Origin of the sequence: Sphingobium sp. LMC3-1-1.1, assembly GCF_040676285.1 — a bacterium.
GTDB lineage: Bacteria > Pseudomonadota > Alphaproteobacteria > Sphingomonadales > Sphingomonadaceae > Sphingobium.
On record NZ_JBEGHQ010000023.1, the window covers coordinates 93,501 to 118,548 of the forward strand.

Below are 25,048 nucleotides of genomic sequence, written 5' to 3' on the forward strand. Positions count from 1 at the left end.
CGTGTCACACGATCATGACCGTGCCGATCAACGGCATGCCCAGTATCGACAGCTTGTTGATCGTGGATTTGAGGTCCGCGGTCGTAGTGGCGTCGCGGCTGACGGCCAATATCGCCACCTCCGCGCTGGCCGCTGCCAGAGCGAGATCCTCGACATGGCTGGCATCGACCAGGCACAAATCGAAATCGGCCATCATGTCGGCCAGGCCCCGACAGTCAAACGTCGCCGCGAGAAGCGATAGTCGGGGGATCAAGGCAGGTCGGATGAAGGCATGGAGATCGTCGTCCGGATCGGTCGCCATGACCGGCGATTGGCCGAGCAGCCGGTGCTGCAGGAAGTCCGACTGTTTCATGTCGACGAGCAGCGTCCGCAGCCCGCTCATCGCCGCCGATACGGCGACATTGGCGGTCAGGATAGCCGCCTCGTCGACCGCGCCGATCGTGAGTACCGCGATGGAGGAGGGCACCCGTCCGTCGGCCAGGCGAAGTGCAGCCAGTGTCGACTGTATGTCCCGCGCCTGCACCGCCAGCCGGTCTTCCGGGTCGCTGATCGCCACGACCAGCGGATCGACCTGGACCGGAGCCGGGGCCTCCATTCCGGCCTCTTTGTTCTGGCCCGCAGCGATGAAGATCGCGCCGGGTTCCTCGGTTCTTTCGGTGGATCGGAGTCTCATGACCATTTGGTTCCTTCAAGGCGGAGTTGCTGGCCGATGTGACGGAGATCGGCCTGTCCCAGCATAGGCACTCCGGTCAGATATCCGACGGTATCGCGGCTGCGGACGCGGGGCTGGAGCCATTCCAGCAGGACTGCCGTGCCGATGGCGAGCATCAGGCCCAATATCGTCATCATCAGCAGCCGCACGGGGATGTTCGGCGCGTTCGGCAGCAACGGCGCCTCCGCCGCGTTCAGATGCAGCACGTTCAGCGAGGGGATGCTGCTCTTGGCGCGCAGTTCGGCCAGTTGCTGCGTCTCGGTCTCATATTGCTTCTTGGCCGATTCCACATTGCTTTCCAGCACATTGAGCTTGCCGCGGTCGCCAGCCAGCGACAGCATGCGGGCGCGGTGCTGGTTCAGCAGCGACTGCATGGCGCCCCGGTTGGCCGCAGCAGCGGAACTGGCTGCGGACAGGCTGCCCGACGTCTTGGCCGTTTCCTGCGCCAGTGTTGTCTGCAATTGGGCGAGTTGCGAATGGGCCGCACGCATCAGTTCATGGCTTGGCCCCAGTTCTGCCGACATCTGGCGGATTTCGGCCGATTTCGTCGCGATCTGCGCTCGCAATCCCTGCACTACCCCGCTCGACTGCACTTCAGGCATGCTTGCCCCGGCCGCGGCGCGGGCGCCCGCATCGGCTGCAGAAGCCTCGGCGGCGGACAATTTGGACGACAGTTCGCTCAGCCGCGTGCTTTCCGCATCGATCGCGCCGGTCGAGACAATGCCATGCTCGCGCTGGAACTTCGCCAGTTCGCCCTGCGCCCTTTCCATCCGCGTTTCGGATTCGCCGAGGCGCGTCTTGAACCATTCGGCATAGCGCTGGGCGAATTCATTGCTCATCGACAGGCGCGTCCTGTTGAACGCGTCGGCAAAGGCATTCGCCATCTCAGCCGATTTCGTCGCATTGGTGCTGCGATAGGCGATGTCGATGGTGCTGCCTGTTGAGCTGGGCGTGACCTCCAGCCCGCTCTGGACGCGCCGGTTGAGCCATCCCTGAAAGGTCTGGGTTCCATTGGTCTGGTCGAACCATTGCTTGTGCAATTCGGGATCCTTGTCGAGACCCAGGACGCGGGCGACATGGCTCGTGATTGCCTCGCCGCGCAATATCTGCGCCTCGGTCGCCAGCATGGCAGCGGGCTCGCTGGCCGTGCGAGTCTCGCCCGGCAGCGGGTCGGGCGCGCGAGTGTCGAACAGCAGCGTGGCCGACGCCACATATTCGCGCGGCGTCATCAATATCCAGATCGCGGTGAGCAGCATCACGCCACAGAATATTCCCGCCATCAGTCGCCAACGCTGCAATATCGCGCGAATTATGTCCAATATCAGCATAGTCACTATCCTGTTTGATGGCGATCCGATCTATTCAGCGGCGATCTGGCGATGAAAATCGTTCATGCTGATGATGTTTTCGTCGATTTTCTCGCTGTTCTGGGCCGCGAACAGCATGGCCAGAAAAAATTGCGGTGCGAGACTGTCCTGGAATGTAATGCGATCATTTTCCGCATCGATGATCAATGCATTCTTCAACTGGAACAAAATGCAATCGCCTCTTTCATCATTCCTTGCAGCCCGGGTCATGAAACCTTGGGCGGCTGTGGTACGGACGATGGTTTCGATGATGTTCCAGTGCGGGCTGTTCGTTGTGATCACCTTCCGGAACAGCGCTGCATCCTCCGCATTGGTGAGCGCCCAGTCATTCACAGCCCGCGACACCCCCGCCAGCGTGGCGGGCAGGCCTACTTTACGTTCCTTCCGCTTGATCACCTCGAAACAGGCAAGAGCGCAGAACAGCCGGACATGATAGGGCGACCCGCAGGCGAGATGCGCAATGGTCTCGCGGCTGGCATCGGTGAAGCTCATGCCGACCGACGCCGCACCCCTGGCTATGATGTCGAACACGGCCTGGGATTCTATCCGCGAAATCGGAATCACGGACATGTGACGCCGCAGGGAGGCGTGACCCGCGATCAGGGCGTCCACTCCTGCGGCGATGCCCACTGCGACGATATGGACCGGTATCGCCGCGTCGGAAAGCATCTTCATCAACCTGGCGACGTCATGTTGCGCGGCACGGTCGGTGATGCGGTCGAATTCGTCCAGGATCAGCACGAAGCGACGACGCGTGCGAGGCGCGATCTGTTCGATCACGTCCCGCGGATTGACCGGACGATCCGCGGGCCATTCTATCCGCGTCCCTGCCATAGCATCGACATAGGGCTTGATGAGCGCGCCGAAATCCTGATCGGGCTCGCAGGCTGAATAGAGGACGACCAAACCCCGTTCGTCGGCCATATTGGCGAAGACACGCGCCAGCGAGGTCTTGCCGGACCCGCGCGCGCCGTAGATCAGGGCGTGATTGCCCCGGTCCAGTACGCCCTCGCACAGTAGTTCCAACTGGTCCTGCCGGCCGTGAAGATGGCTGGAACTGGTGACGGGCTGGGTCGAGTTGAACCCCTTGCGGATGGCCGACTTCAACATGTCGGCTGTCGAGGACTGTGGCGTAGCAGGTGCAGCGACGGCGGTGCGGATGGCCGCCATGCGACGCGCCAACTCCTCGCTCTTGGTGCGTCTCGGCCTCAGCCATTGAAGTATCCTGGAAAACAGGGACATTTCGGGATCCTTCCCAGCCTGGTCAGAAGATGCGTTCCTGGACAGTGAAGACGTCACCGGGCTTCACCAGCATGTCCAGATCGGCGCGCTTGATTCTCTGATTGCCGCGATTGAGGCTGATCTTCTTTTCAGATCCGCCCAATGTCGGACCTCCCGCCTGCGCCAGCATCTGGCGCAGCGTCATGCCGCTTTCATAGGGGATCTTGCCGGGCTTGTTGACTTGGCCGTAGATGAACACATCCTCGGCCTTGGGCACGAACAGGGAGTCGCCGGGGCGCAGCATCTGCCCGGTTCCTGTCACGCCGCTCAGATCTTCGAGCGGGACGCGGCGGTCCTCCTCGCCCTGGCGCTGCAATATGGCATAGTCGGCTGCATCGGTGCGCGCGCCGCCGGTGCGGGCCAGCATCATTGCGATTGTCTGTGGCCGGTCCAGCGGATAGATGCCGGGATTCTGGAGATTACCGAACACTGTTACGGCCCGGCTGACATAGCTCACGACCTCTACATTGACGATCGGATTGACGAAATAGCCGCCCGCCTTCAACTGGTCGCGCACCTTGGTCGCCAGTGTGCTGGCGGTCACGCCCTGCGCCATGACTTCCCCGACGCTGGGCAGGGTGACGTTGCCGTTCTCCTTGATCCGGGTTTTGACGTCAAATGGATAGGCGCCGAAGACGGACACCCTTATCTCGTCATTGGCGCCCAATATATAACTGGACGCCAGAGCCGCGCCAGGCGCGGCATCCGTCGCCACCGCCGGGACGGCAGCGGCAAGGAATGCGAGGGCCAGGACGGAAAGGGCGGGGAAGATCGGTTTCATGGCCAGTACCTCATAGATCCAGTCCGACGAACAGCAGGCCCGACGTACTTTTATACCGGAACTGGTCGACGGCCGTTGTTCGCCATTCGTGGCGTATCTCCGCTCCGGCATTGAGGCGGCCGCGCAACTGGTAACGATAGCCCGCGAAGACTGCGCTGGTGCGGTCCGACCGTCGCAGCAGTGGAGTGTCGAGCTGCAGCTCGCCCTTGAACAGGCGGCGGCTATAGGTTCCGCCGAGCGAGAGGCTCGACCGCCCGCCGAGCTTCAGATTACCGCGCAGGGTGAAGTCGGTTTGTACGATATAGGTCGCGCCCGTATTACTCTGATTGCGCGAGCTGCGATCGACATCGAACCTGATCGACAGCCGGTTGGAGGGGGTATAGGCCGCCCGTGCTTCCACCCCCAGGCCAGAGAAATCCGCAATGCCTGGCGCGCGCGGCTTGGTCCTGAAATAATTGGCGCCCAGCTGCCAGCTCAGGCGCGGGGCAACGGCCCGACGGAAGAGGATGCCCGCGCGATGATTCTCGGCGCCGTCGGGCAGATCGTCTATTGCCTCGTCGGCATTGGGGCGACGAAAGCGCTCATATTGGAACGTTACGCGGATTTCGCCCAAGCTGGCCATGGAATAGCCGATGCCCGCCATCGCCGTGGACGTATCGATATCGAACACGCGGCGTCGTGAAGCGCTGTTGCTGGTGTTAAGATAGCCGACGGCAGCCACGGGAAAGAAACCATAGGGCTTCTCGCAATCGACGGCGATGCGATAATCCTGCGTTTTTTGGGTGTTGCCGTCGATCACACCCTGATCGGACAGATTCGACTGTGCGAAGTTCAAGCGCGCCCGAGGATGGACATGGCAGTAACCGGAAACGGATAGATCGCCGTCGGCCTGAAGACTGATCCGTTCCCGGTCCAGAAATTCGAAACGCTGGTGGAAATCATAACCTGCCGACCCGATCACCGTCAGCTGGTGAAGGCCGAACTGCCGCCGGTAGGTCACATCCACGCTGGGCGTGATGCGCAGGTCGTCCTGTTCCCCCGTGACCAGATCGTCATTCTGTCGCAGGATGTTGTTGTCGTAGAGCAGGCGCACGGTCGGCCTGACTCGCAAGCCGTCGGGTGGAACCTCCACCTCGGTCTGGGACAAGGCCGCCTGCGGGATCATGAAGGCCGCCGTGGCGGCAGCGCTCATGACGGAAAACTGCTTCATCAGGGCTCTCTTGCAACGATATATTTGCTGAGGATCGCAGCCTGTGGACGCGGGCCGTCGATCGGCTGAACGCTCATCGGATAGCGCGTGCCCCACCAGGCGCCGCCTGCCCAATAGGTCCATCCCATCCAGACGTCGCCATTGGCGCGCAAATGGGTGAGCAGAATGTCGAGACCGTGCAGGCAATTGTCGTTTGGCGGTGCACCGAATTCGCCCAAAAAGCCACGATGACCATTGGTCCGCAGCCATGTCGTCGCGGCCGCCAGGTGCGCGTCGATCATGTCCGGACTGACGCAGCTCGTCGCAGTGCCGGAACTGTCTGTGTCGAGATATTGGTGCATTTCGAAGGCATAATTGCTACCGGGATCGTGGAAATTGGCGAAGGCGAGCGCATTGGAGTTCGATCCGCCAGCGGTCCAGCTGTGTGCGCCGCTATATTTTGAGCCCGGCACCAGGATGAGATTTGCGGCCCCCGTTCGCCGGATCGCCGCGACGCTGCCGTCCGCCAGCAGTCGCCAGGCGTCGGGCGTCATGCCATAGGGCTCGTTCATCAAACCAAAGGCGATGGCGTCATCGCCCTTGTAATGCTCTGCCAGCCGCTGCCACAGATCGGCTAGCATGGCGGAACCATTGGAAATCTGATCCAGCCTCTGGCCGTTATACCGGCCATAATTATGGACGTCCAGCACGATGGTCCGGAACGGCGCCAGACTGGCGAGCGACTTGTCGATCAAGGCCATCTCCGTCGTGGAGAGTGGCTTCAACGGCGTCGGCTGCACCCGTTCCCAAAGGATCGGCACGCGGACAACTTGCATTCCCATGTCAATGAAGGGCTGGGCCGTCTTTGCGTCGGGATAGATATAATCCTTCCCGAAGATACCGGGCTTGCGGGCGGAGTTGAATTCCCCACCGGCTATGTTGACGCCCGACAGGGGTGCGCGCCCGGTGGCAGGTTGCTCGGCAGTCAGCGGCAGGGCCAGCAGCATCAGCAGCGGCGCCGTGGCGAGGCGAGTTGCCACCCTCATCGGATGAAGTCCCTTTGTTGCCATGGCGATGTGCCTGCGTCCCCGCTAGGTGCTGAAGGGAAGGAGACATGATGAGCGCGAAAGCCGACCTGCTCGCAAAGGCCCTGCCCGGCGATCCCCCACCCGACATGGTGGAGACGGATGCCTTCTCCTGGTTTCAGGGTGCCGACAATGTGCCTACCCATTTCGGCATGGTGGGATTGCTCCAGGAAAAGGGCAGGGTCGTAGATCTCGGCGCGCCTCAACCGGGCGGCACCCGGCCAATCCATTATCGGCGGTCTTCGGGCGCCTTGCTGTCGCTTTCCCTCCCGATTTCCATGGCTATCGCGGCGGGCGATTTCCTGCTGGTGAAATCGCTGACCTGCCCCGATGGTGCGGTGCGGCCGATCGCTGTGCGTCCACCGGTCAGCCGGGACTGGATCGCCATAGCCGATCTGGAGGCCATATTGCGACAATATGGCGCGGGTGCTTCCCGCTTCGTTCGATGGAGCGCCGGCGCGGGCACGGTCTGCGGTATCGCCGCGCTGTGCGGGGTTGTCGCGCCGGTTACGGCCCTGGCGGGCATGGTCGCGGGCGCGGCCGCGCTCGGCCTCCATCGCCGGGACCGGCGTGACCGGGGGCGCGTCAAGCGCCTGGTCGGTTGAAGCGCTCACGCCAGCAACCCTTCATTGCGATACCATGCGACGGTGCGGCGGAAGCCCTCCTCCAGCCCGACGGCGGGCTGGAAGCCCAGCGCTCCCTCCGCCCGCGCGATGGAAAAGGCGCGGTTATGCTTGAAGAAGGTCAGGCGGCGGCGGTGCAGAGGGGGCTGCAGGCCCAGCGGCGCGCAGAGCAGTTCGCAGCCGTGCGCGGCCAGATTGACCAGCCCATATGGTACGGTGCGTTTGGGCGTCGGCACGTTCAGCACATTGGCCGCGGTCGCAACATAATCGCGCAGGGGCAGATAAGTCTTGCCACCAATGATGAACGTGCCGCCGGGTGCTGCGTTGCGCGTCATCGCCAGCAGGAAGCCATCGACCAGATCGTCGATATAGACCGGGTGGAAATTGGGTCGCCGTGATCCGATGAACAGAAAACGGCCCTGCTGCACCAGACGGAACATCTTCAGCATGCGCGTATCGCCCGGCCCGTAAATGGCGCAGGGGCGGATGATGACGACGTCCATGCCGGGCTGCATCATCGCGTCGCGGCAGAGGTCCTCCGCCAGCAACTTGCTTTCCTGATATGCGTCGCGCGGATCGAAGGGTGCGCTTTCGTCGGCTGGCGTTTCCGCCACATCGCCGTGCACGCCGATGGATGAGCAATAGACGAAGCGCGCTACGCCCACCTTCCGCGATTCTGCCAGCAACGCGGCCGTACTGTCGCGATTGGCGCGCAGGAATTCCTCCCGCGTGCCTTCGGACCGGTACATCGCGGCAATGTGGAAGCAGGTCGTCGCACCCTCCACCAATTGGCCAAAGGCATTGGTGTCGGTCAGCGATCCGTCGATCCATTCGATGCCGCTCTCCCTTTCGGCGGCGCTGGGCGGGCGGCGGGTCATGGACCGGACGTGATAGCCCATGCCGATCAGCCGGCGTGCCAGCGCTCCGCCGGTGAAGCCGGTTGCACCGGTGACCGCCACGACAGGGCGCTCGTCCCCGCTCATGCCTCCTTCTCCCGGTCGAAGCGCTGGAGTACCGGATTGCCGATCAGCCTGGTAACGCCAATGAGGCGCAATCCTTCCTCCATCATGCGTACCGGTTTCCCCGCAAGGCGATGGAGGCCCATGGGCGCGCTGAATTGCTTGAAGCTGCGTCGGGATGCGAAGCCGTTGCGGCGGAAGGCCTGCTCGATCTGGCCCGGCCAGAAGCTGCGATAGGAGCGCGTGTCCTTCTCGATCAGCCGCTTGATGGGAAAGGTGGCTGCCGACAGCGCATTGGCGCCGATCAATGTCGGATAATCGATGATGACGCTGTAGCGGGCGACGCGACAGAGTTCATCCATCAGCTTGTCCGGATCGTCGATATGGGCCAGCAGCCTGATGCTCGTAACGAGGTCAAAACTGCCGTCCGGGAAGGGAAGGGCCAGCAGATCGCCGGTCACATAGTCCACCCTGCCGGTGTCGGTGCCCTGAAACAATTGCTCGGCGCAGTCCGCCGTCGAGCCAAGGACTGTCGTCTTCAGCCCCATGCCCAGCAGCCCGCCGACAAGTTGTCCATGACCGCCGCCGACATCCAGCGCGCTTTGGTGGACGGGCGGTCCATCGTCGACCAGATCGCGCAGCCCTCGCTCCTGAATGTCGAGCAGATAGGCGCCCGAGGGCCCTGCAAAGCGGCGGGCATATTGGACAGACCCTGTTTCCAGGTCAGGGGGAGGAAGCAAACCAGTCATGCCGCGCCTGCGGTTGCTGCAATGCTCAAGAACGCATGCGGACATGACTGGCCTGACGGCACGCACCGCCCGCGGGGCGGCAGGGGCCTGACCACGGACGCACCTTTTGTGCCGGGAAGGGCCTGCTTCCCGACATGGGGGCAGGCGCGCCGCACGGTTGGGTGCCGCCAGCTGTAGACGTGGAAGCTGCTGTGCGTCGGGACGGGGGTCAGCCGCCGCTCGATCTCATTGGCGATTTCCGGGCGCACGCCCATGGGGTTGCGCCACTGATGATCGGACACGATGACCACGCCGCTATCCATGCAGTCGATGACTTCGGATAGGGCTGCCCTGCTGTCGATCAGCGGGCGGCCGGTGCGGAAGTCGCTGTTGAAATCGGACGGCGGCTTGAGCTCGCCCAGCCGGCTGTGGCTGATGAACAGGTCGAACGGTCCGATATGCGCCAGGGTACGCAGGTCGTCACCGGTGATGAGCAGGCTGCTGCCTTGCGCGATATGCCGCAGTTCAGCTGTCGCCTTGTCCCATTCGCCATCAGGTACCCGGGCGGCGAGTGAGGCGGGTTCCTGCGCAAGGGCCGATGCCATCAGCCGTGCGGAATGACGATAGGCCAAGTCTCCGCCCATCAACAGCAATAGCGCCGTGCCCGCCAGCGCGACGGGGCGCAACGGCGATCCGGTGCCGCCGAGCCGTTCGATCAGCGTGCTTATCGCGAGGCCATAGGCCATGCAGATGAACGGAAAGACATAGTAGCTGTAGCGCCACGCCTTCATCCCCGCGAAGCTGTGGAGCGCCAGGCACAGCGTCACCATGACCGCGCACAGGCTGGCCAGCGAGCGATTGCATCGCCAAGCCGCCGCGAGCGCGACCGGCCAGAGCATCAGCATAAGGGGCATTTGCGTCCAGAATTCTCGCAGATAATAATAGGCATCATGCTGCGATCCGACCGCCCAGCGTTCGGCATGGCGATAGCTTTCCAGCGCCGAATCCGCCTGCGACAGGACAATGGCTGCGCCGGCGAGCGCGACTGTGCCCAGTATGACAAGGTGCAGTGGGCGCATCGCCCCGATGGTCTTGCGCTGATCGACCAGCAGCCAGCATCCCATGGTCATCGCGGCGATAGCCGTCACGGGTTGCAGATGGGCGGCGATGGCAAGGCAGAACGCTGCCGCAGTCAGCCATCCCGGCTTGAAACGGCTCTCCGGCCGCGTGGCCACGAACAGGCTTCCCGCCGCAGCCAGGATCGCCAGCGCGTGCAGGGCGTAGAAGCGAGCGAAATGCGCGATATCGAGTGTATAACCGGCAAGCGCGAACAATGCGGCGCCGGTCACTGCGCTCCAGATGCCGCCGCTCTGTCGCAACCAGTGGAAGACCAATCCCACACTGATGCCCGAACAGAGCAGCGCGGGAATGCGTGCCGCCCAGAGGTCGGACCGCCCGAACAGATCGAAGCTGCTGCCGACCATGACGGTGAACAGGCGCGCCCGCTCATAACGTCCGTCCAGGATCGCGAAGCTGCCGTCCGCGGCCCAGCTACGTCCCGCCAGCAGATGGTAGAATTCGTCGATATGGGCCGGGCGCGTCTGAATGGTCAGTGCGTAGACCAGGCACGCGAACAATGCCGCAAGCAGGGACGCGGCTGCTCCGGGCAGCGCCATGGGCGCGCGCCAGCCATTCTGCGACGGCAGGGCAACACGCGATCCCAGATTCTCTGATATGGTGGCCATGAATATGATCTCACATTCGGCAAAAGCCGACAGGATGTTCGATGGCCCAAGAATTCGATCTAACAGTATTCAAGTCAATATACGGGAGAACGCCTAGCCGTAGGTATGACTACATAATGGTATGTTTCTGCAATTCATGTGAATGTGTTTCTGAGGTCGCGGAATCGATTGGCGTGGAACCCGATTGTGGAAATCTTGAGGGCATCGCCGGCAATATTTTATAATATTGTAGGAATGAACGCATGGTCGATGTTTCTATTGTCGTCCCTCTTTATAATGAAGAGGACAATATAGGGCTCTTGCATGAAGCGATCAGCCATGCATTGGCGGATTTTCAACCCAGCTATGAAGTCGTGCTGGTTGACGACGGAAGCAGGGATGCGACATTTGTCCGCGCCGCGGAAGTTGTCGAGCGGGACAGGCGTGTGCGCATAGTAAAATTCCGCGGCAATTACGGCCAGACCGCGGCGATGGCGGCCGGTATCCAGAATGCCCGCGGCGACATCATTGTCACGATGGACGGCGACCTGCAGAACGACCCGTTGGACATACCGCGCATGGTCGAGCTGATCCACGCCGGGCATGACATCGTCGTCGGCTGGCGCAGGAAGCGACAGGATGGCGGGCTGCGCGTCTTCGTATCGAAATGCGCCAACCGCATCATGGCCCGGCTGATGGGCGTGGCGGTACGGGATAGCGGCTGTTCGCTGAAGGCCTTCCGCAGCATCCTCATCAAGTGCTTGCCCATGTATGGAGAGATGCACCGCTTCATTCCGGCCCTATCGCGCCTTGCCGGTGCGCGGCTGGCGCAGATCGAAGTCCGGCACCATCCGCGTCAGTTCGGCGTCTCCAAATATGGCTTCTCGCGGATTTATAAGGTGATGCTGGACATCGTTTCGATCCGCATCCTGCTTAGCTTCGTGCGGCGGCCCATGGCATGGCCGCGGCACATGATAGTCGGCATCACCCTGCTTGGCCTGCTGTCCGTCGCGGTAGCGATCTGGGGCGAGGGGCTGGCACTGCCGATGCTGGCGATTGGCGTACTCTGGCTGTCGCTGGCGCTGTTCCTGCTGGGTTGGGCGGTGATCGGACAGATGCTCGCCAGCCTGACCGGGAATGTTTCCGATTTTGCGTCGCTAGGCGCGAAACTGTCGACCCAAATCAAATCGGGGAATTGAGCAATGGTTGCCACGGCAAAGCTGGATCTGGTCAAAGTCATGGACATCTCTGTCATCGTCCCTGTCCTCAAGCGTTTCGATGATGTTGCAAGCGTCTACGGTGAATATCGGGATAGAATCGTGGCCTCGGGGAAAAGTTATGAGTTCATTTTCGTCGTCGATGGACAGCCGGATTACCCAGTCTCCACGCTGGAGCAATTGCAGCGCGACGGCGAACCCATAGAGATCATCCGCTTCGGCCGGGAGTTCGGCGAATCGGCCTGCCTGCGCGAAGGTATCCGCCAGTCGACCGGACGACACCTGCTGTTCCTGCCCGCCTATTTCCAGATCGGTGGCGCGGCGATCTCCGAACTTCTGGACCATCTGGACGAAGCCGACGTCGTCGCCGCCCGTCGCGACAGGCGGGCGGATGCCATGTTCAACCGGCTGCGCGGCTGGGGTTTTCAGAAGATGGCGCGCTTCGCCGGGGCCAAATATGATGATCCAGGTTGCCTCGTCCGCGCCGTCCATCGGAGTGTGTTCGACGAGATTCCGATCCAGGATGAAAAGCAGCGCTTCCTGCCCCTGCTGGCGGAGGTGCATGGCTTCAAGGTCGTCCAACTCACCTTGCCTCAGGCGGAAAGCGACGCGGGCCGGCCGCAGCATAAGCCGGGCGTCTATTTCGACGTGATGATGGACCTGCTGGCCGTCGGCTTCCTCGTCCGTTTCATGCAACGTCCATTCCGCTTCTTCGGCACTGTGGGCGCGGCGTCGATCCTGTGTAGCCTGGCCCTGATGGCTTTCCTGCTGTTCCAGCGGGAGGTCAGCAATATTCCGCTGAGTGACCGGCCATTGCTGGTGCTGGTCGTGCTGCTGCTGGTGCTGGGCATCCAGATCGCGGCGATCGGCCTGATCGCGGAGATCGTCATCTTCACCCGCGGCGACGGCAAGCAGCATTATCGTGTCGAAAAGATCGTGGAGCATGTGTCCGCCGATGCCTGAAACCATAATAATAGGGGCAGGCATCCAGGGCACCACGCTGGCACTGGCCGCGCTCGAACGGGGCGTGTGCCCGGTCCTGGTCGATCGGGATGATCATCCCTCCGGCGCGTCCGTCAACAGCTATGGCATCATCCATGGCGGGTTGCGTTACCTCCAGTCGATGAACATCCCCCGCTGGGTGCGCAGCCGCCGCGCGCAGAACTGGTATATCGACCGCTATCCGCATCAGGTCCGGCCACTGCGCTGTGTGATGCCGCTCTATGACGGCACCCCCCGGTCGCCCCGCCTGTTCGCCCTCGCGCGAGGACTTGACCATATGCTGCGAACGGCACTCGGCCAGCATGTGCCGCTTCCCAAAGACGGGGCCTGTTCGCGGCAGGAGGTCTTGCAGGCCTATGATGTCGCGACTCACGGTCTGCTGGGCGGCGCGGTCTGGTATGATGCGCAGTTGCTGAACCCGCCCGCGTTGCTGAGGGAAATGCTGGCTGAGGTGGAGCAGCGCGGCGGCGTCGTCCTGCGCTCCACTGAGATAACCGGCCTGATCGAGCAGGGCGGAGGCGTCCGGGCCGTCCAGTTGCGGAACGTGAAGGACGGGCGGGAGCAGAGGATCGCTGCCGACCTGCTATTCGATTGCGGTGGCGCGCAAGCGGGGCGCTGCCTCGGTCCGGCGCGCCGGGTGCCGAGCGCGGCGGTCCTCGCCTTCAACCTGCTGATGGACATTCCCGCGCCCCCCGCCAGCGACGCCTATGCCCTGTCGCCTACGCCCGGCCGCGGCCGCAGCTTCTTCTTTCGCCGCTATGGCGCAGCGACGCTGGTCGGCACTTTCTACCGTCCCGGACCCGGCAGCCTTTCGCCTCAACCGACGGCGGAGGATGTCCGGTCCGCCCTCGCATCCATTCGCCAATGCCTTCCGAACCTTGAACTGGACGAAGGATCGGTGCTGGCCATCTATGCCGGTCTGCTGCCGGATCGTGACGGCAGCGGGCGGGCGCTTCATCCCGGAGACCGGCATTTGCGTCCCGGGCCGGAGGGCTATCATATGCTATTGGGCGGCAAGCTGACCACCGCGCCGCTGCTGAGCGAACAGGTGGCGCGCCGCCTGTGGCCCGCCGCGCTCTTGCCGCAAACCGGCGGATGGCGACCGCGTCATGCCTGAACTGATGATCGACGCGCACGTCCATCTGCATCCCGGCGACGACCCATGGGACAGGTTGATGCAGGCGCATGAACGCATGATGGCGGCGGCGGGTGGGAAGGATTGCCTGGCTGTCTTCATGCTGGCGGAGCAACAGGGGTGCGATGCGTTCGGAACGTTGAAGGCATCGGCGCGGACCACGGCGGAACCGGAAAGCCTCTGGCTGGAAACCGGTTCGGCCGACCTGCTGGTGCTGGCCGGAAGGCAGGTCGTCAGCGCCGAAAGGCTCGAGATGCTGGCGCTGGCTACGGCCGCCGACTTTGCCGATGGCGCGCCGGCCGAACAATTGATCGAGGCGATGGACGCTGCGGACGCGCTGATCATCCTTCCCTGGGGGGTCGGCAAATGGGCCGGTGCGCGAGGGCGGCTGGTCGACAGGCTGCTGGCCGGAGATTCGGAGGAGCGACTGCTGTTGGGCGACAATGGCGGGCGTCCTGCTTTCTGGCCGGAGCGTCGCTTCCGCCATCGGACGGTGCTGCGCGGATCGGACCCCTTGCCGTTGAGGGGCGATGCCCGGCGGATCGGTACTTTCGGGACCATGGTGCAGGGCAGGCTTTCGGCCGATCGTCCCGGCCGCGACCTGCGCCTGCTGATCCGCTCGACCGGCAGGCAGGCGCGGCATTATGGTGCGCTCGCCGGGCCGTTGCATTTCCTCGGCAACCAGTTCCGCTTGAGAATGGCCTCATGAAGATATTGATGCTGGCGCCACAGCCCTTTTACGAGGAGCGCGGCACGCCCATTGCCGTGCGAATGGCAGCCGAAGCCTTGGCTGCGCAGGGACATGACGTTGATCTGTTGAGCTTCCATGAGGGGCGCGACGTGCCGATGCCCGGCGTGCGGCATCACCGCATCGCGGCTCCGCCGGGGGTGCGGAATGTCCCGATCGGCTTTTCGCTCAAGAAGCTCGCCTGCGATTTCTGGATGCTCTTCACCGCGATCGGCCTGCTTCGGCGCTATCGCCATCATGTGATCCACGCTGTCGAGGAGGCGGCCTTCTTCGCGCTGCCCCTGTCCCGGCTCTTCGGAACCTGCCTCGTCTATGATGCGGACTCGATCCTGAGCGAGCAGATCGTCGAGAAATGGCCCGGAGCCGGCGTCCTCGCCTGGATCGTCGAGCGATGCGAGCAATTCGTCTTCCGCCGCAGCGATCTGGTGATCGCCGTCTGCCCCGCCATCCTGCAAAGCGCCAGCCGCTTCGCAGCCCCCGGGCGCATCCATCTGCTGCCCGACGTCGCGATGGAAGGACCCGCCGCTGCAGCACCCGTCGAAGATCTGCGCCTCTATGCGAAGGATCGTCCGCTCGCGCTCTATGTCGGCAATCTGGAATCCTATCAGGGTGTCCGCCTGCTGATCGAAGCGATGGCGGCCCTTGCGCCTGTTGAGCGCCCCGCGCTGGTCGTGATAGGCGGCCAGGCGGACCATGTCGCGCAGCATCGGCAATTCGCCTTGCAACGCGGGCTGGAAGGCGACGTGCATCTGCTGGGGCCGCGCCCGCTGGATGGCCTCAGCCACTATCTGGCGCAGGCGGACATCCTCTGCTCGCCGCGCCTGAAGGGCCGGAACACGCCGATGAAGATCTTCTCCTATATGGCGTCGGGCAGGGCGCTGCTGGCAACCGATATCGAAAGCCATTCCCAGGTTCTGGATGGTCGTTGCGCCATGCTGACACCGGTAACGCCGCAGGACATGGCGGAAGGGCTGCGACGGCTCTGCGCTGACGACGCGCTGAGAGAGGGTCTGGGGAAGGCGGCGGCCACAAGGGCTCGGCTCGACTATGGCCATGCCGCCTTCGTCGAGCGGCTGCGGAGCGCCTATGCCGTGCTTTCGTCAGATGTCACGACACCCCCTTCGCCCACGGCGCTGGAGGCCGCATGACGGCCATCGGCACCAGCGCGCGGGTGGTGAAGGGCGCACCCTCCAGCCTGTTCGCCGCGCTGGGTTTCGGTCTGTCGGGCGCAGCCTTCACCCTGGGCATGCTTCTGCTGGCGCGGGTGCTGCCGGTGGAGGCTTATGGCCGTTTCACGCTGGCGGTTGCTTTGTTCAATATCTTCGGCCTGCTGACGCCGATGGGCGTGGATCAGTTGTTCCTGCGCGGGCCGATGCGGGCGGGAAGGGGCTTGCTGGCTTTCCTCATCCTCTCCGGCCTTGTGGTGGGCGGTGTGGTGGGCGCGGTAACTGGCCTGCTGGGCGGACTGCACCGGGGCGAGGCATGGCTGACGGCCTTGGCAATTGCCGGCGGCGGGCTTGTCGCGGCGACCAGCACCGGCCTTCGCGCTTGGGAGATGCCCGGTGCCTCCATGCTGCTCGCGATTTCGGCCAGTTTCATCCTCCTGCTTGCCGGAACCCTGACTGTCCTTCTCGGCATCAAGCATGGGGCGACGCCTCTTGCCATATTCGCCGCCGGAAACATCGTCTTCGGCGCGATCGGCTGGAGTCTTTTGCGATGCAGGGCGAAGGAAGGCGATGTCGGCCATCCCGCCCGGCGCTGGCGCGAGGCGGGGTCAATGCTGGGCCTCGTCGCCCTCGGCACGCTGTCGCTACAGATCGAACGGATCGTCATTCCGATCCTGCTGGACCTGAAGGATCTGGCGTTGTTCGGCGTGCTGGCGTCGGTCGCGATTTTTCCCTTCCGCCTGCTCGCTTCCGGCGTTGGCTTCACCCTCGCGCCCCGGCTGATCGGTGCGGAACCGGCGCGCCGACAGGCCATTGTGCTGGCGGAGGCCAGGCCGCTGCTCGCGGTGATCATCGTGGCGACGGCGGGCCTTGCCGTCTGCGGCCCGTTGCTCGCCACGATGGTGACCGGTGGCCTCTACGCCATCAGTCCGGCCCTGGTCTTCGCCGCCTGCGTGAACGGTGTGGGAAAGGTCGCCATGGCCTTCCCTCGAGCGATGCTCACGGCGGCGGGATCGCCCGCCGATCTGGTGCTGCTCAACGGATGGGGCGTGGTGGGTCTGGCGCTGACGGTTAGCGGTGCGCTGGCCGGGGCCGCTTACGGCATCACCGGGCTGCTATGGGGCGCGACGCTGGGCGGTGCGATCCCCACGCTCTTTACCCTGCACCTCGCCTGGCGTCGGCTTGGAAAGGATTGAGACATGACCACCCAAATGGGCTTTTCTGAGATGATGCAATCCCTGTATACCGGATCGGCGTCGCTTGATTATCGCAAGACCGGCAGGCTATTGCGCGAGATGGAGGCGCAGGCCGGCGTGCGCGTCGCGCTGATGGGTAATGTCACGCTGGACCTTCTCACCCCCTTCCTGCGTGTGGAGGCCGCGAAGGCCGGCCAGATGTCCGCATTCCATGTCAGCCCCTTCGGCCAATATATGCAGGATCTGCATGGCGAGGCGCTGCAGTGCTTCGATCCCCACGTCATCGTTCTGCTACTGTCGACGGAGGTGATGCGGCCCGATGCCTTCGCACGGTTCCATCAACTCTCCGTTGAGGACCGTCATCGCTTGCGGGACGATATGGCGGCGGAGATAGAGGGTTGGATCGACAGCGCGGTCATGCGCACCACGGCGACGCTGATGGTAGGCAATTTCCCCTGTCCTTCCAGCGCGCTGGGCGTCGCGGACCTCAGCAGTGAATATGGCGAGCGCGAATTCTTCCTGGAGCTGAACCTGGCGTTGATCCGCGCCGTGCGGGCGCGCCCCAGGGCGATGATGCTGGACGTGGTCGAAGCGATGGGCCGGGTCGGCGCGCGGCATGCGATAGACCGCCGGATGCACTATCTCGCCGGTTTGGGCTGGACCGACATGATGATGCGGGAATTCGGCGCGGTCTTCGCCCATGCGCTTGTGGGCGCACTCGGAGCGGCGCGCAAATGCCTGGTGCTGGACCTCGACAACAGCCTGTGGGGCGGGGTGGTGGGCGAGGACGGGCCGCACGGTATCCGCGTCGGCCGCGGCGACATGGTGGGTGAGGCGTTCCGTGCCTTCCAACTCCGCATCAAGGCGCTCAAGGAACGCGGCATCATGCTCGCATTGTGCAGCAAGAACAATCCGGAAGATGTCGAGGAAGTGTTTCGCCTGCGTACCGACATGCCGCTACAATTGTCGGACATGGCGGCGACGGCGATAGGCTGGAATACCAAATATGCGAGTATAGAGAAGATCGCGAGCCAGCTCAATATCGGTCTGGACGCTCTGGTGTTCCTGGATGACAACGCGGCGGAGATCGCGGCCGTGCGGCAATATTGCCCGGATGTCCATGCCGTGCTTCTGCCGCCAGATCCGTCCGACTTTGTCGATATATTGGACGCGCTGCCCTGGTTCGAGAAAAGCCGGTTGACGGCGGAGGACAGGGCCAGGACCGAACAATATGCGCTGGCTGCCAAGCGGGAGGCTCTGTGTGCTTCCTGCGATCCGATGGATTATCTGCGCGACCTTGACATGCGCGCGGCGGTCCGCGCCGCGGGGCCGGCAGACCTGCTGAGAGTGCATCAGCTTTTCAACAAGACCAACCAGTTCAACCTGACCACCGGCCGCCCGACCATGGGGGAGGTGGAGGCGATGATGACCGGCCCGGCATGGCAGCTCATCGTTGCGGATCTGCGCGACCGCTTCGGGGAATTGGGCACGGTCGCGATCTGCGCCTTGAGGCGAGAGGGCACAGCGCTCCATATCGGGCATTTGCTGATGAGTTGCCGCGCCATGGGCCGCGGCCTGGAACATGCCATGATGAATGAAGTCAAGCGTCGCTTTCTGGAAAGCGACGCCGCATTCCTGCACGGCAGCTACGTTCCGACGGCCAAGAACGATCCGGTGCGCGGCTTTTTCAACGATCAGGGCTTTGCCGCCATCAAGGGCGGCGACGGCACGGACTACGCGCTTTCCCGGGCGGATGTCGCGTTCAGGGAATGCGACTGGATCATGCTGGAGGCGAGATGATGATTGTGGATATGGACGACCTGCTGAACCTCGTCGGTGATATCATCGAAGTCGATCCGTCCCGGATAGACCGGCGTCTGGACCGGGACGGGGTTCCCGGCTGGGATTCGCTGGCCCATCTGCGGATCATCACGGCGTTCGAAGCACAATATGGCGTGCGCCTCAGCATGGAGCAGATTGCCGGAATACGTACGGTGGAACAATTGTCGCAGACATTGGGCGAGGCATGACGCCATGCGCCTGGGTGTCGCCATACGCCGTTTCGCCATTCCAGGCTTCGTGCACAGCCTCTACCATCTGTTCGTCGGGCGCGCGATCGTCAGCCCGCGCGCGGAACTGGAATGGAGCAGGCTGCTGAAGATCGGTCGCAAGTCGCAGATCAGCTCCTTCGTGAAGATCAAGGCGAGCGAAGGGCCGGTGAGGGTGGGTGAACGGACCGACATAGGCTGCGGCGTGTTCATCGCCGGGCACAGCCATGGCATCGTCATCGGCAACGACTGCCTGATCAGTCCCAACGTATCGATTATCGGCGTCAATTACCGTTATGACCGCGCCGACCTGCCGATCCGCGAACAGGGGGTGCAGTCGGCTGGCCCGACCAGCATCGGCAACAATGTCTGGATCGGCGCGGGCGCGGTGATCCTGGACAATAGCCAGATAGAGGATGGCGCGATCATAGCGCCGAACGCGGTGGTGTCGGGCCGGGTGCCCGCTATGTCGGTCATGTCGGGCAATCCCGCCAAGCTGGTGTTCATGCGCCGATGAGGCTCTTCGTCACCGCCCGGCTCGACGACCTCTATGCGCGATGGACCCGCTGGCGTCTGCGGGTGGCAGGCGGCAAAGGGGGCCGTGCTCTGCGGGTGCGGGGTGGCGTGCCCTATCTCGCTGGGCAACTTGTTCTGGGTGAGGCCGTGCGCTTGCGCAACGAGCCCGCCCGCATCAGGCTGAAGGCCGTTGGAAGCGGCCGGATCGTCTTGGGCGATCAGGTGTCGCTCAACAGCGGCGTCACCATCTTCAGCGCCGCCAGCGTGGAGATCGGCGCCTTCAGCCGGATCGGGGACCATGCGAGCCTGTTCGACACCAGCTTCCATGCGGTCCATGAGGGGCATGCCGTACGGCCCCGGCCGATCCACATCGGCCGCAACGTCTGGATCGGGCGCCACGCCACGATCCTGCCGGGCGTGTCGATTGGCGATCACAGCGTGATAGCTGCAGGTGCAGTGGTATTCGAGGATGTTCCCGCCCGCCAGCTCTGGCGCGGCAATCCAGCGGGTTTCGTCAAGCATGTCCGCGCGGGCGACGATTTCATAAGGCGATAAGGGAAGCATCATGTCCCCAACCACTGGCGGCATAGCCGGAAAAATCCGATCGGGCATGGCCTGGTCGCTGGTCGAAAGCTGGGGCGTTCAGGCGATTCAGTTTCTGGGGTTCATGATGGTAGCCCGCTATGTCGACGCCGCCGCGCTGGGTGTGGTAGCCATGGCGCTGCTGGCGGGGCAGTTCTTCCAGATGACCTTGCTGTCGGGCATAAGCGCCCCGATGGTCAGCGCGGGGCGCGACGATCCAGATCTGGATGATACCGCCTTCTGGATCGCCTTCGCGATCGGCGCGCTGCTGTTGCTGCTCACCCTGGCCTGCGCGGGCGTTGCGGAACGGGCGCTGGAGCAGCCGGGACTGGCGTGGGTGCTGCGCTGGCTCAGCATTGCCAATTTTCTCTCCGCGCTGAACGTCGTGCCCCAAGCCTGGCTGACCCGGGCGTTGATGATGCGACCGCTGGCGGTGCGATCCACCCTGTCGACCTTGGCAGGCGCGCTGATTGGCATTCCGATGGCCATGGCGGGCTATGGGCTGACGGCGCTCGTGATGCAGAATATGGCGACCGCTCTGGTCGGCACTGCGATCCTCTGGGCGGGGTGTTCCCGGCGCCCGCGCTTTCGCTTCGTTCGGAAGAAGGGACAGGAAATTTTCTTTTACAGCCGCCATGTGACGCTGACGGGCATCGCCAATTTCTTCAATTCCAACTCCGACGTGCTGATCGTGGGCGTTGTCTTGGGTGCGGCGGCGACGGGCGTCTATACGGTCGGCAAGCGCGCGCTGCTGGCGGCCAATCTGCTGCTGGCGCGGGCTCTCTCCCGGATCGCCTTCCCGGCCTTCTCGCAGCTCAAGCATGATCCGCCGCGATTGGCTGCGGCCTTCCTCAAGCTCGTCTCCGCGACATCGCTGATCACCACCCCGGCCTTCGTCGGCATGGCGCTGGTGGCCGATTCCTTCATCCATCTCTTCTTCGGGCCGCGCTGGGCAGGAGCGGTGCCGGTGATGCAATGTCTCAGCTTCTTTGGCGCGCTCCAGGCAATCGGCATTTATAATCAATCGCTTATGCTTGCCCTTGGTAAGCCACAATGGCAGACGTGGTTGGCCGCCCTCTATGCCGTGGTGAACTGCACCCTCTTCCTGGCGGCGGCGGATCAGGGGCCGGGCGCGATCGCAGCCGCCTTCACGCTCCGCGCCTGGTTGCTTTATCCGCTCTCCGTCCTGGGCGTGATCCTGTTGCTGCCGATCAGCTGGAAGGACTATTGGAAGGCCGTTCGGCCGGGCTTGTTCGCGTCCGCAGCCATGGCGGGATGCGTATTGGGCGCGCGGCCTTTTCTTGTCGAGATGGCGCCGGCGGAAGTCCTGACCCTCACTATCCTCATCGGAGCGCTGACCTATGGCATGGCCCTTTTGTTGCTCGGGCGAAACGCTCTGGTTCAGCTGTTGATGTTCGCCAAGGGGCGGTACGGAACAGTGTAACCTATGCTAGCATATTGCTCTTGGGCGATTTTGTTGCCGTAAAGATGTAAAATTCCGTAGCAATACCTACTAGGCAATCCCCGATCATGCTGTTACGACCATTGCAACGCAGCAATTTCCCTTAAGCTATTTCCCTTAAAGGGGCTGGCGTATGGGATGATGCATGAGCTGAGCCGGGCCGATCCCGGCCGGGTCCAATAAATACGGTAAACCGAGGTCGCAAGAAATAGTTCTGGGCTATAAGCGCGGAGTGAAAGACTATGCTTGCAACCGGCGCCGATGAGCGTCTTCAGCGGCGTTTCTCGCTGGCACTCATGCGTAATGCGTCGCAGCGGTTCACCCCTGCCGCGTGGATTGTCGAAGTGCGTTGGAGCGGCCTTGGCAAATATATTGCCTCGCTGATCATCGTCTTTCTCGCCTCCTCCTGGATTTTCCGCGACGGGGTCGCGTCGCTGGCTGCCGAGGACTATGCGATCCTGACCCTGATCGTGATTTCCGTCGCAACCCTGATGGGAATTGGCCCGGCCGCTGTCACTACTGCCGGCCTGCTGACGGTCATCTACGCCATTGTCGACGTGCAGATCAGGGGCGGAAGCGGCGAGGACGGCCTGGCTTTCCTGCTGGTCATGGTGGCGGCCAATGGGGTGGCGTTTAAATCCACCTTCTGGCGCGCGCGGGCGGAGCGGCAAGGCGCCTATGTCAACCGGCTGACCGAGCAGTTGAAGCTGCTGACTGACGGATCGGTCAACTATGCCCTCTATATGACCGATGTGGAGGGGCGGGTCGTCCACTGGAACAGGGGCGCCCAACGCTTCACCGGTTGGGACAGCCGCGACATCATGAATCGCCCCGTATCGCTGCTCTACTCACAGCTTCCCGGCATGGGGGACAATATGGCCGAAGCCTTCGCCCTTGCCAAGGAGCATGGGAGTTGCGAATTCGACTGCTATTTCATCAGGAACGACCGCAGTGCCTTCATGCAGAATTGCGTGGTGACGGCGCTGCGGGACGGCAAGGGTCGGCTCCAGGGTTTCGCCAAGCTGGTACGCGACGTGACGGCGGAAAGGGCGCAGGAAGTCGCCCTGCAGGAACGGGAAGCGGAACTGCGCTCCATTCTGGAAACGGCCCCCGATGCAGTGTTCGTCGTCGATATTTCGGGGCGGATCGATTATATGAACAGCACCGCCTGTCGCATGTTCGGCTATGGTCTGCGCGAACTGGAAGGCGGAGAATTCGATCTTCTCCTGACCGGGGCGCAGCCGCCGCGAGAGGTTCGCGAAGAGCCTCTCCATGTCGAGAGCGATACCCCGCTATCCTATCCACGCAGGCTGATCGGTCGCCGCCGCAATGGCTCCAACTTTCCTATCGAGATGAGCTTCGTGAAGATGGAGGGCGCGCATGAGACGCACTATACTGCCTTCATCCGCGACCTGACCGAACCGGAGGCGACCAAGGCGCGGCTGGAACTGCTCCAGACCGAGATGCTGCACGGTACCCGCTACAGCGCAATGGGTGCGATGGCATCGATGCTGGCGCATGAACTGAACCAGCCGCTGACCGCGCTCGCCGCCTATATGGAGGGCAGTTCGATCCTGCTGATGCGCGGGCAGGAGGCCGACCGGCCGAAGCTGAACCGTATCTTCCGCTCTGCCGCGCAAGAGGCCGTGCGGGCCGGCGCGATCATGCGCCGCCTGCGGGATTTCGCCAGCGACGGCGAGGCGCTGTTGGAAATTCATGATGCGCAAGATGTGGTGCGCAGCAGCCTGGCGCTGATTGCGGCCATGGCCGCGGCGGCGGACATCACCGTGGAAATGGAGGTCGCGCCGGACACCGGGTCAATATTTGCCGATCCGATCCAGATTCAGCAGGTGATCGGCAATCTCTGCCGGAACGCCATCGACGCCATGCGCGACGAGCCGGAACGGCGACTGACCGTGCGGGTCGCGGCGGCAGATGACCTCACTACGCATTTTCTCGTTTCCGACACAGGCTCGGGCATTCCACCCGCGATCAAGGACCGGATTTTCGATGCCTTCGTCAGCAGCAAGGAAGAGGGTACCGGCGTCGGCCTGTCCATCTGCCGCACCATTGTCGAAGCCCATGGCGGACGGATCTGGCTGGAACCGAGCGCCACGGGAAGCTGCTTCGGTTTCAGTCTCAGACGCAAGAAGGGAAACGCCATTGGAAGTCACTAAGCTGATCCACATCGTGGATGACGAAGATTCCGTTCGCGCCGCAACGGCCTTCCTGCTGGAGCTGGAGGGCTATACGGTCCGTACCTGGCAGCGCGGCACGCATTTTCTGGCTGCGGCCGCGAATGAGCCGACGGGTTGCGTGATCATGGATCTGCGCATGCCGGAAATGGACGGGATAGAGGTGCAGCGGCGTCTGAACGAGGCGGAGCTCTATTTCCCAATCATCATGCTGACCGGCCACGGTGACATTGCCTCCACCGTGACCGCGATGAAGATGGGCGCGGTCGATTTCCTGGTGAAGCCGTTCGAGCGGGAAACGCTGCTGCGCGCGGTGGAAAATTGCTGGACGCTGTTCCAGGATAGCGGTGCGCGCCGTCAGCGGGCGATACGCGCCGGGGCCATGGTGGAAAAGCTCACGCCCCGGGAGCGCGACGTGCTGTCGGGCCTGACCATGGGCCTGCCGAACAAGCATATCGCGCTGCAATTGGGGATCAGCCCACGTACCGTGGAAATACATCGCGCCAATCTGATGTCCAAACTGGAGACGCGAAGCCTGTCCGATGCGTTGCGCGTGGCCTTTGCCGCAGGGATCGGCGGGCAGTTGGATTGTTGAGAAGACTGGCGATTTGCGACCTGTAGGTTTTCTGCGCTGAAGAGGCAGTTTCTTGAAAATGCATCGCGTTCGGCCGCCACTTCGGATGAATGAGTCATAAGAGCGGTTCGACCGGCAATGTTTTCGGTCGAACCGCTCTGTCGCGCCTGGATGCCGAGCCTTCGTCCTCCGTTCCATGGCGCGACGATGCCTTTTCCTCCTTGTTCTGGAAGTTCAGCGCGGTCGTCCTGCTGGCAATCTAATCGTGAACAGGGCATCGTCGGGCGCTGCCCCGTTCCTGACGACCTGCAATTGCGATCCGCCATTGGGGGCATGCGGCAGGCTGGTTTTCCTGCTTTTTCCGTCCAGCTGGACAGACGATTTCACCAGCCGCAGCGAGGCCCGTTTGGCGTGAACCGACCGGCGCCATGAACGTCCTCTCCGCTTTCGCCTGATCAGATCCCAGGTGAGATAGGGCAGCGAAATGACCAGAAGATAAAGCGATACCGGCAACCATATGATCGCGAAGAGCCGATCGCGCCATCCAACCTTCACAATGTTCCGCGACTTGTTCTGCAATCGCCACAGATTGCAGGAACCATGAACCCATATCCCGGAGAGGACTGCCATCGCGATAATCATTGCCATCCTGCTCCATCATCCAATCGCAGCTCTTCGGGATGCGTCGCGAAGCTGTTTTCAGACAAAATATAGATGAAAGTGATCACCTGTCATCTACGCAGGAATACGCACCGATG

At 62.9% G+C, this 25,048-nt stretch carries 25 protein-coding genes; 15 read left to right on the top strand and 10 right to left on the bottom strand.

Features of this window, described 5'->3' with window-relative positions:
• Positions 1-4 precede the first annotated feature (4 nt).
• From MRBLMC3_RS13835 to MRBLMC3_RS13860, 6 genes are all read right to left on the bottom strand, one after another.
• Complete coding sequence (locus MRBLMC3_RS13835) at positions 5-673, bottom strand: hypothetical protein (RefSeq protein ID WP_363829692.1); 669 nt, start codon at positions 671-673, stop codon at positions 5-7.
• Positions 670-2,040 (bottom strand): exopolysaccharide biosynthesis protein, encoded by a 1,371-nt coding sequence (locus MRBLMC3_RS13840; protein WP_363829693.1) that lies wholly within the window; start codon positions 2,038-2,040, stop codon positions 670-672. The genes MRBLMC3_RS13835 and MRBLMC3_RS13840 overlap by 4 nt, the downstream gene beginning before the upstream one ends.
• Before the next feature lie 30 nt (positions 2,041-2,070).
• Positions 2,071-3,249: an ATP-binding protein gene (locus MRBLMC3_RS13845; protein ID WP_363829694.1), complete on the bottom strand. Its 1,179-nt coding sequence runs from the start codon at positions 3,247-3,249 to the stop codon at positions 2,071-2,073.
• 94 nt (positions 3,250-3,343) lie between these two features.
• Positions 3,344-4,141 carry a polysaccharide biosynthesis/export family protein gene (locus MRBLMC3_RS13850; protein ID WP_363755865.1) on the bottom strand — a complete coding sequence of 266 codons (798 nt, stop codon included), beginning with the start codon at positions 4,139-4,141 and terminating at the stop codon, positions 3,344-3,346.
• A 10-nt stretch (positions 4,142-4,151) separates the two neighbouring features.
• The gene (locus MRBLMC3_RS13855) at positions 4,152-5,351 is read right to left on the bottom strand and encodes an outer membrane beta-barrel protein (protein ID WP_363829695.1); all 1,200 of its coding nucleotides are present in this window, start codon (positions 5,349-5,351) and stop codon (positions 4,152-4,154) included.
• Positions 5,351-6,376 (bottom strand): glycoside hydrolase family 5 protein, encoded by a 1,026-nt coding sequence (locus MRBLMC3_RS13860; protein ID WP_363829697.1) that lies wholly within the window; start codon positions 6,374-6,376, stop codon positions 5,351-5,353. The genes MRBLMC3_RS13855 and MRBLMC3_RS13860 overlap by 1 nt, the downstream gene beginning before the upstream one ends.
• Positions 6,377-6,444: 68 nt before the next feature.
• On the opposite strand from MRBLMC3_RS13860, the gene MRBLMC3_RS13865 reads away from it, so the two are divergent.
• Positions 6,445-7,020, top strand: coding sequence for a hypothetical protein (locus MRBLMC3_RS13865; RefSeq protein ID WP_363829699.1), 576 nt, complete (start codon positions 6,445-6,447; stop codon positions 7,018-7,020).
• Between the two features lie 5 nt (positions 7,021-7,025).
• On the opposite strand, the gene MRBLMC3_RS13870 is transcribed toward MRBLMC3_RS13865, so the two are convergent.
• Genes MRBLMC3_RS13870 through MRBLMC3_RS13880 form a run of 3 tightly spaced genes read right to left on the bottom strand, consistent with a single transcriptional unit; the run spans position 7,026 to position 10,470 of the window.
• Positions 7,026-8,021, bottom strand: coding sequence for an NAD-dependent epimerase/dehydratase family protein (locus MRBLMC3_RS13870; RefSeq protein ID WP_363829701.1), 996 nt, complete (start codon positions 8,019-8,021; stop codon positions 7,026-7,028).
• Positions 8,018-8,746, bottom strand: a complete 729-nt coding sequence (locus MRBLMC3_RS13875) for a class I SAM-dependent methyltransferase (RefSeq protein WP_363737354.1) — start codon at positions 8,744-8,746, stop codon at positions 8,018-8,020. The genes MRBLMC3_RS13870 and MRBLMC3_RS13875 overlap by 4 nt, the downstream gene beginning before the upstream one ends.
• Positions 8,743-10,470 carry a glycosyltransferase family 39 protein gene (locus MRBLMC3_RS13880; RefSeq protein WP_363829702.1) on the bottom strand — a complete coding sequence of 576 codons (1,728 nt, stop codon included), beginning with the start codon at positions 10,468-10,470 and terminating at the stop codon, positions 8,743-8,745. Before MRBLMC3_RS13880 ends, MRBLMC3_RS13875 begins: the two co-directional genes overlap by 4 nt.
• A gap of 242 nt (positions 10,471-10,712) precedes the next feature.
• Here MRBLMC3_RS13880 and MRBLMC3_RS13885 point away from each other — a divergent pair, with 242 nt between their 5' ends.
• The 14 genes from MRBLMC3_RS13885 (at position 10,713) to MRBLMC3_RS13950 (ending at position 24,553) form a co-directional block, all read left to right on the top strand.
• The gene (locus MRBLMC3_RS13885; RefSeq protein ID WP_363737352.1) at positions 10,713-11,648 is read left to right on the top strand and encodes a glycosyltransferase family 2 protein; all 936 of its coding nucleotides are present in this window, start codon (positions 10,713-10,715) and stop codon (positions 11,646-11,648) included.
• Between the two features lie 3 nt (positions 11,649-11,651).
• Positions 11,652-12,629, top strand: a complete 978-nt coding sequence (locus MRBLMC3_RS13890; RefSeq protein WP_363737351.1) for a glycosyltransferase family 2 protein — start codon at positions 11,652-11,654, stop codon at positions 12,627-12,629.
• The gene (locus tag MRBLMC3_RS13895) at positions 12,622-13,785 is read left to right on the top strand and encodes an FAD-dependent oxidoreductase (RefSeq protein ID WP_363755880.1); all 1,164 of its coding nucleotides are present in this window, start codon (positions 12,622-12,624) and stop codon (positions 13,783-13,785) included. The genes MRBLMC3_RS13890 and MRBLMC3_RS13895 overlap by 8 nt, the downstream gene beginning before the upstream one ends.
• Positions 13,778-14,512 carry a hypothetical protein gene (locus MRBLMC3_RS13900; protein ID WP_363829703.1) on the top strand — a complete coding sequence of 245 codons (735 nt, stop codon included), beginning with the start codon at positions 13,778-13,780 and terminating at the stop codon, positions 14,510-14,512. Before MRBLMC3_RS13895 ends, MRBLMC3_RS13900 begins: the two co-directional genes overlap by 8 nt.
• Positions 14,509-15,699 carry a glycosyltransferase gene (locus tag MRBLMC3_RS13905; protein ID WP_363829705.1) on the top strand — a complete coding sequence of 397 codons (1,191 nt, stop codon included), beginning with the start codon at positions 14,509-14,511 and terminating at the stop codon, positions 15,697-15,699. The genes MRBLMC3_RS13900 and MRBLMC3_RS13905 overlap by 4 nt, the downstream gene beginning before the upstream one ends.
• Positions 15,696-16,913 (top strand): polysaccharide biosynthesis protein, encoded by a 1,218-nt coding sequence (locus MRBLMC3_RS13910; protein WP_363755886.1) that lies wholly within the window; start codon positions 15,696-15,698, stop codon positions 16,911-16,913. Before MRBLMC3_RS13905 ends, MRBLMC3_RS13910 begins: the two co-directional genes overlap by 4 nt.
• A gap of 3 nt (positions 16,914-16,916) precedes the next feature.
• The gene (locus tag MRBLMC3_RS13915) at positions 16,917-18,713 is read left to right on the top strand and encodes an HAD-IIIC family phosphatase (protein ID WP_363829707.1); all 1,797 of its coding nucleotides are present in this window, start codon (positions 16,917-16,919) and stop codon (positions 18,711-18,713) included.
• Entirely contained in the window at positions 18,710-18,943 is a 234-nt protein-coding gene (locus tag MRBLMC3_RS13920; RefSeq protein WP_363829709.1) for an acyl carrier protein, read from the top strand. Before MRBLMC3_RS13915 ends, MRBLMC3_RS13920 begins: the two co-directional genes overlap by 4 nt.
• A gap of 4 nt (positions 18,944-18,947) precedes the next feature.
• Complete coding sequence (locus MRBLMC3_RS13925; RefSeq protein WP_363829711.1) at positions 18,948-19,478, top strand: acyltransferase; 531 nt, start codon at positions 18,948-18,950, stop codon at positions 19,476-19,478.
• On the top strand, positions 19,475-20,032 hold the full coding sequence (locus tag MRBLMC3_RS13930; RefSeq protein WP_363829713.1) for an acyltransferase: 558 nt from the start codon (positions 19,475-19,477) through the stop codon (positions 20,030-20,032). The genes MRBLMC3_RS13925 and MRBLMC3_RS13930 overlap by 4 nt, the downstream gene beginning before the upstream one ends.
• A 10-nt stretch (positions 20,033-20,042) precedes the next feature.
• Positions 20,043-21,503: a lipopolysaccharide biosynthesis protein gene (locus MRBLMC3_RS13935; RefSeq protein ID WP_363829715.1), complete on the top strand. Its 1,461-nt coding sequence runs from the start codon at positions 20,043-20,045 to the stop codon at positions 21,501-21,503.
• 260 nt (positions 21,504-21,763) lie between these two features.
• On the top strand, positions 21,764-23,698 hold the full coding sequence (locus MRBLMC3_RS13940) for a PAS domain S-box protein (RefSeq protein ID WP_363829717.1): 1,935 nt from the start codon (positions 21,764-21,766) through the stop codon (positions 23,696-23,698).
• The gene (locus MRBLMC3_RS13945; protein ID WP_363737340.1) at positions 23,685-24,311 is read left to right on the top strand and encodes a response regulator transcription factor; all 627 of its coding nucleotides are present in this window, start codon (positions 23,685-23,687) and stop codon (positions 24,309-24,311) included. The genes MRBLMC3_RS13940 and MRBLMC3_RS13945 overlap by 14 nt, the downstream gene beginning before the upstream one ends.
• Before the next feature lie 89 nt (positions 24,312-24,400).
• The gene (locus MRBLMC3_RS13950) at positions 24,401-24,553 is read left to right on the top strand and encodes a hypothetical protein (RefSeq protein WP_363737339.1); all 153 of its coding nucleotides are present in this window, start codon (positions 24,401-24,403) and stop codon (positions 24,551-24,553) included.
• Here the strand turns inward: MRBLMC3_RS13950 and MRBLMC3_RS13955 are convergent.
• On the bottom strand, positions 24,550-24,951 hold the full coding sequence (locus MRBLMC3_RS13955) for a hypothetical protein (RefSeq protein ID WP_363829719.1): 402 nt from the start codon (positions 24,949-24,951) through the stop codon (positions 24,550-24,552). The two genes, MRBLMC3_RS13950 and MRBLMC3_RS13955, sit on opposite strands and share 4 nt — an antisense overlap.
• Positions 24,952-25,048: the final 97 nt, after the last annotated feature.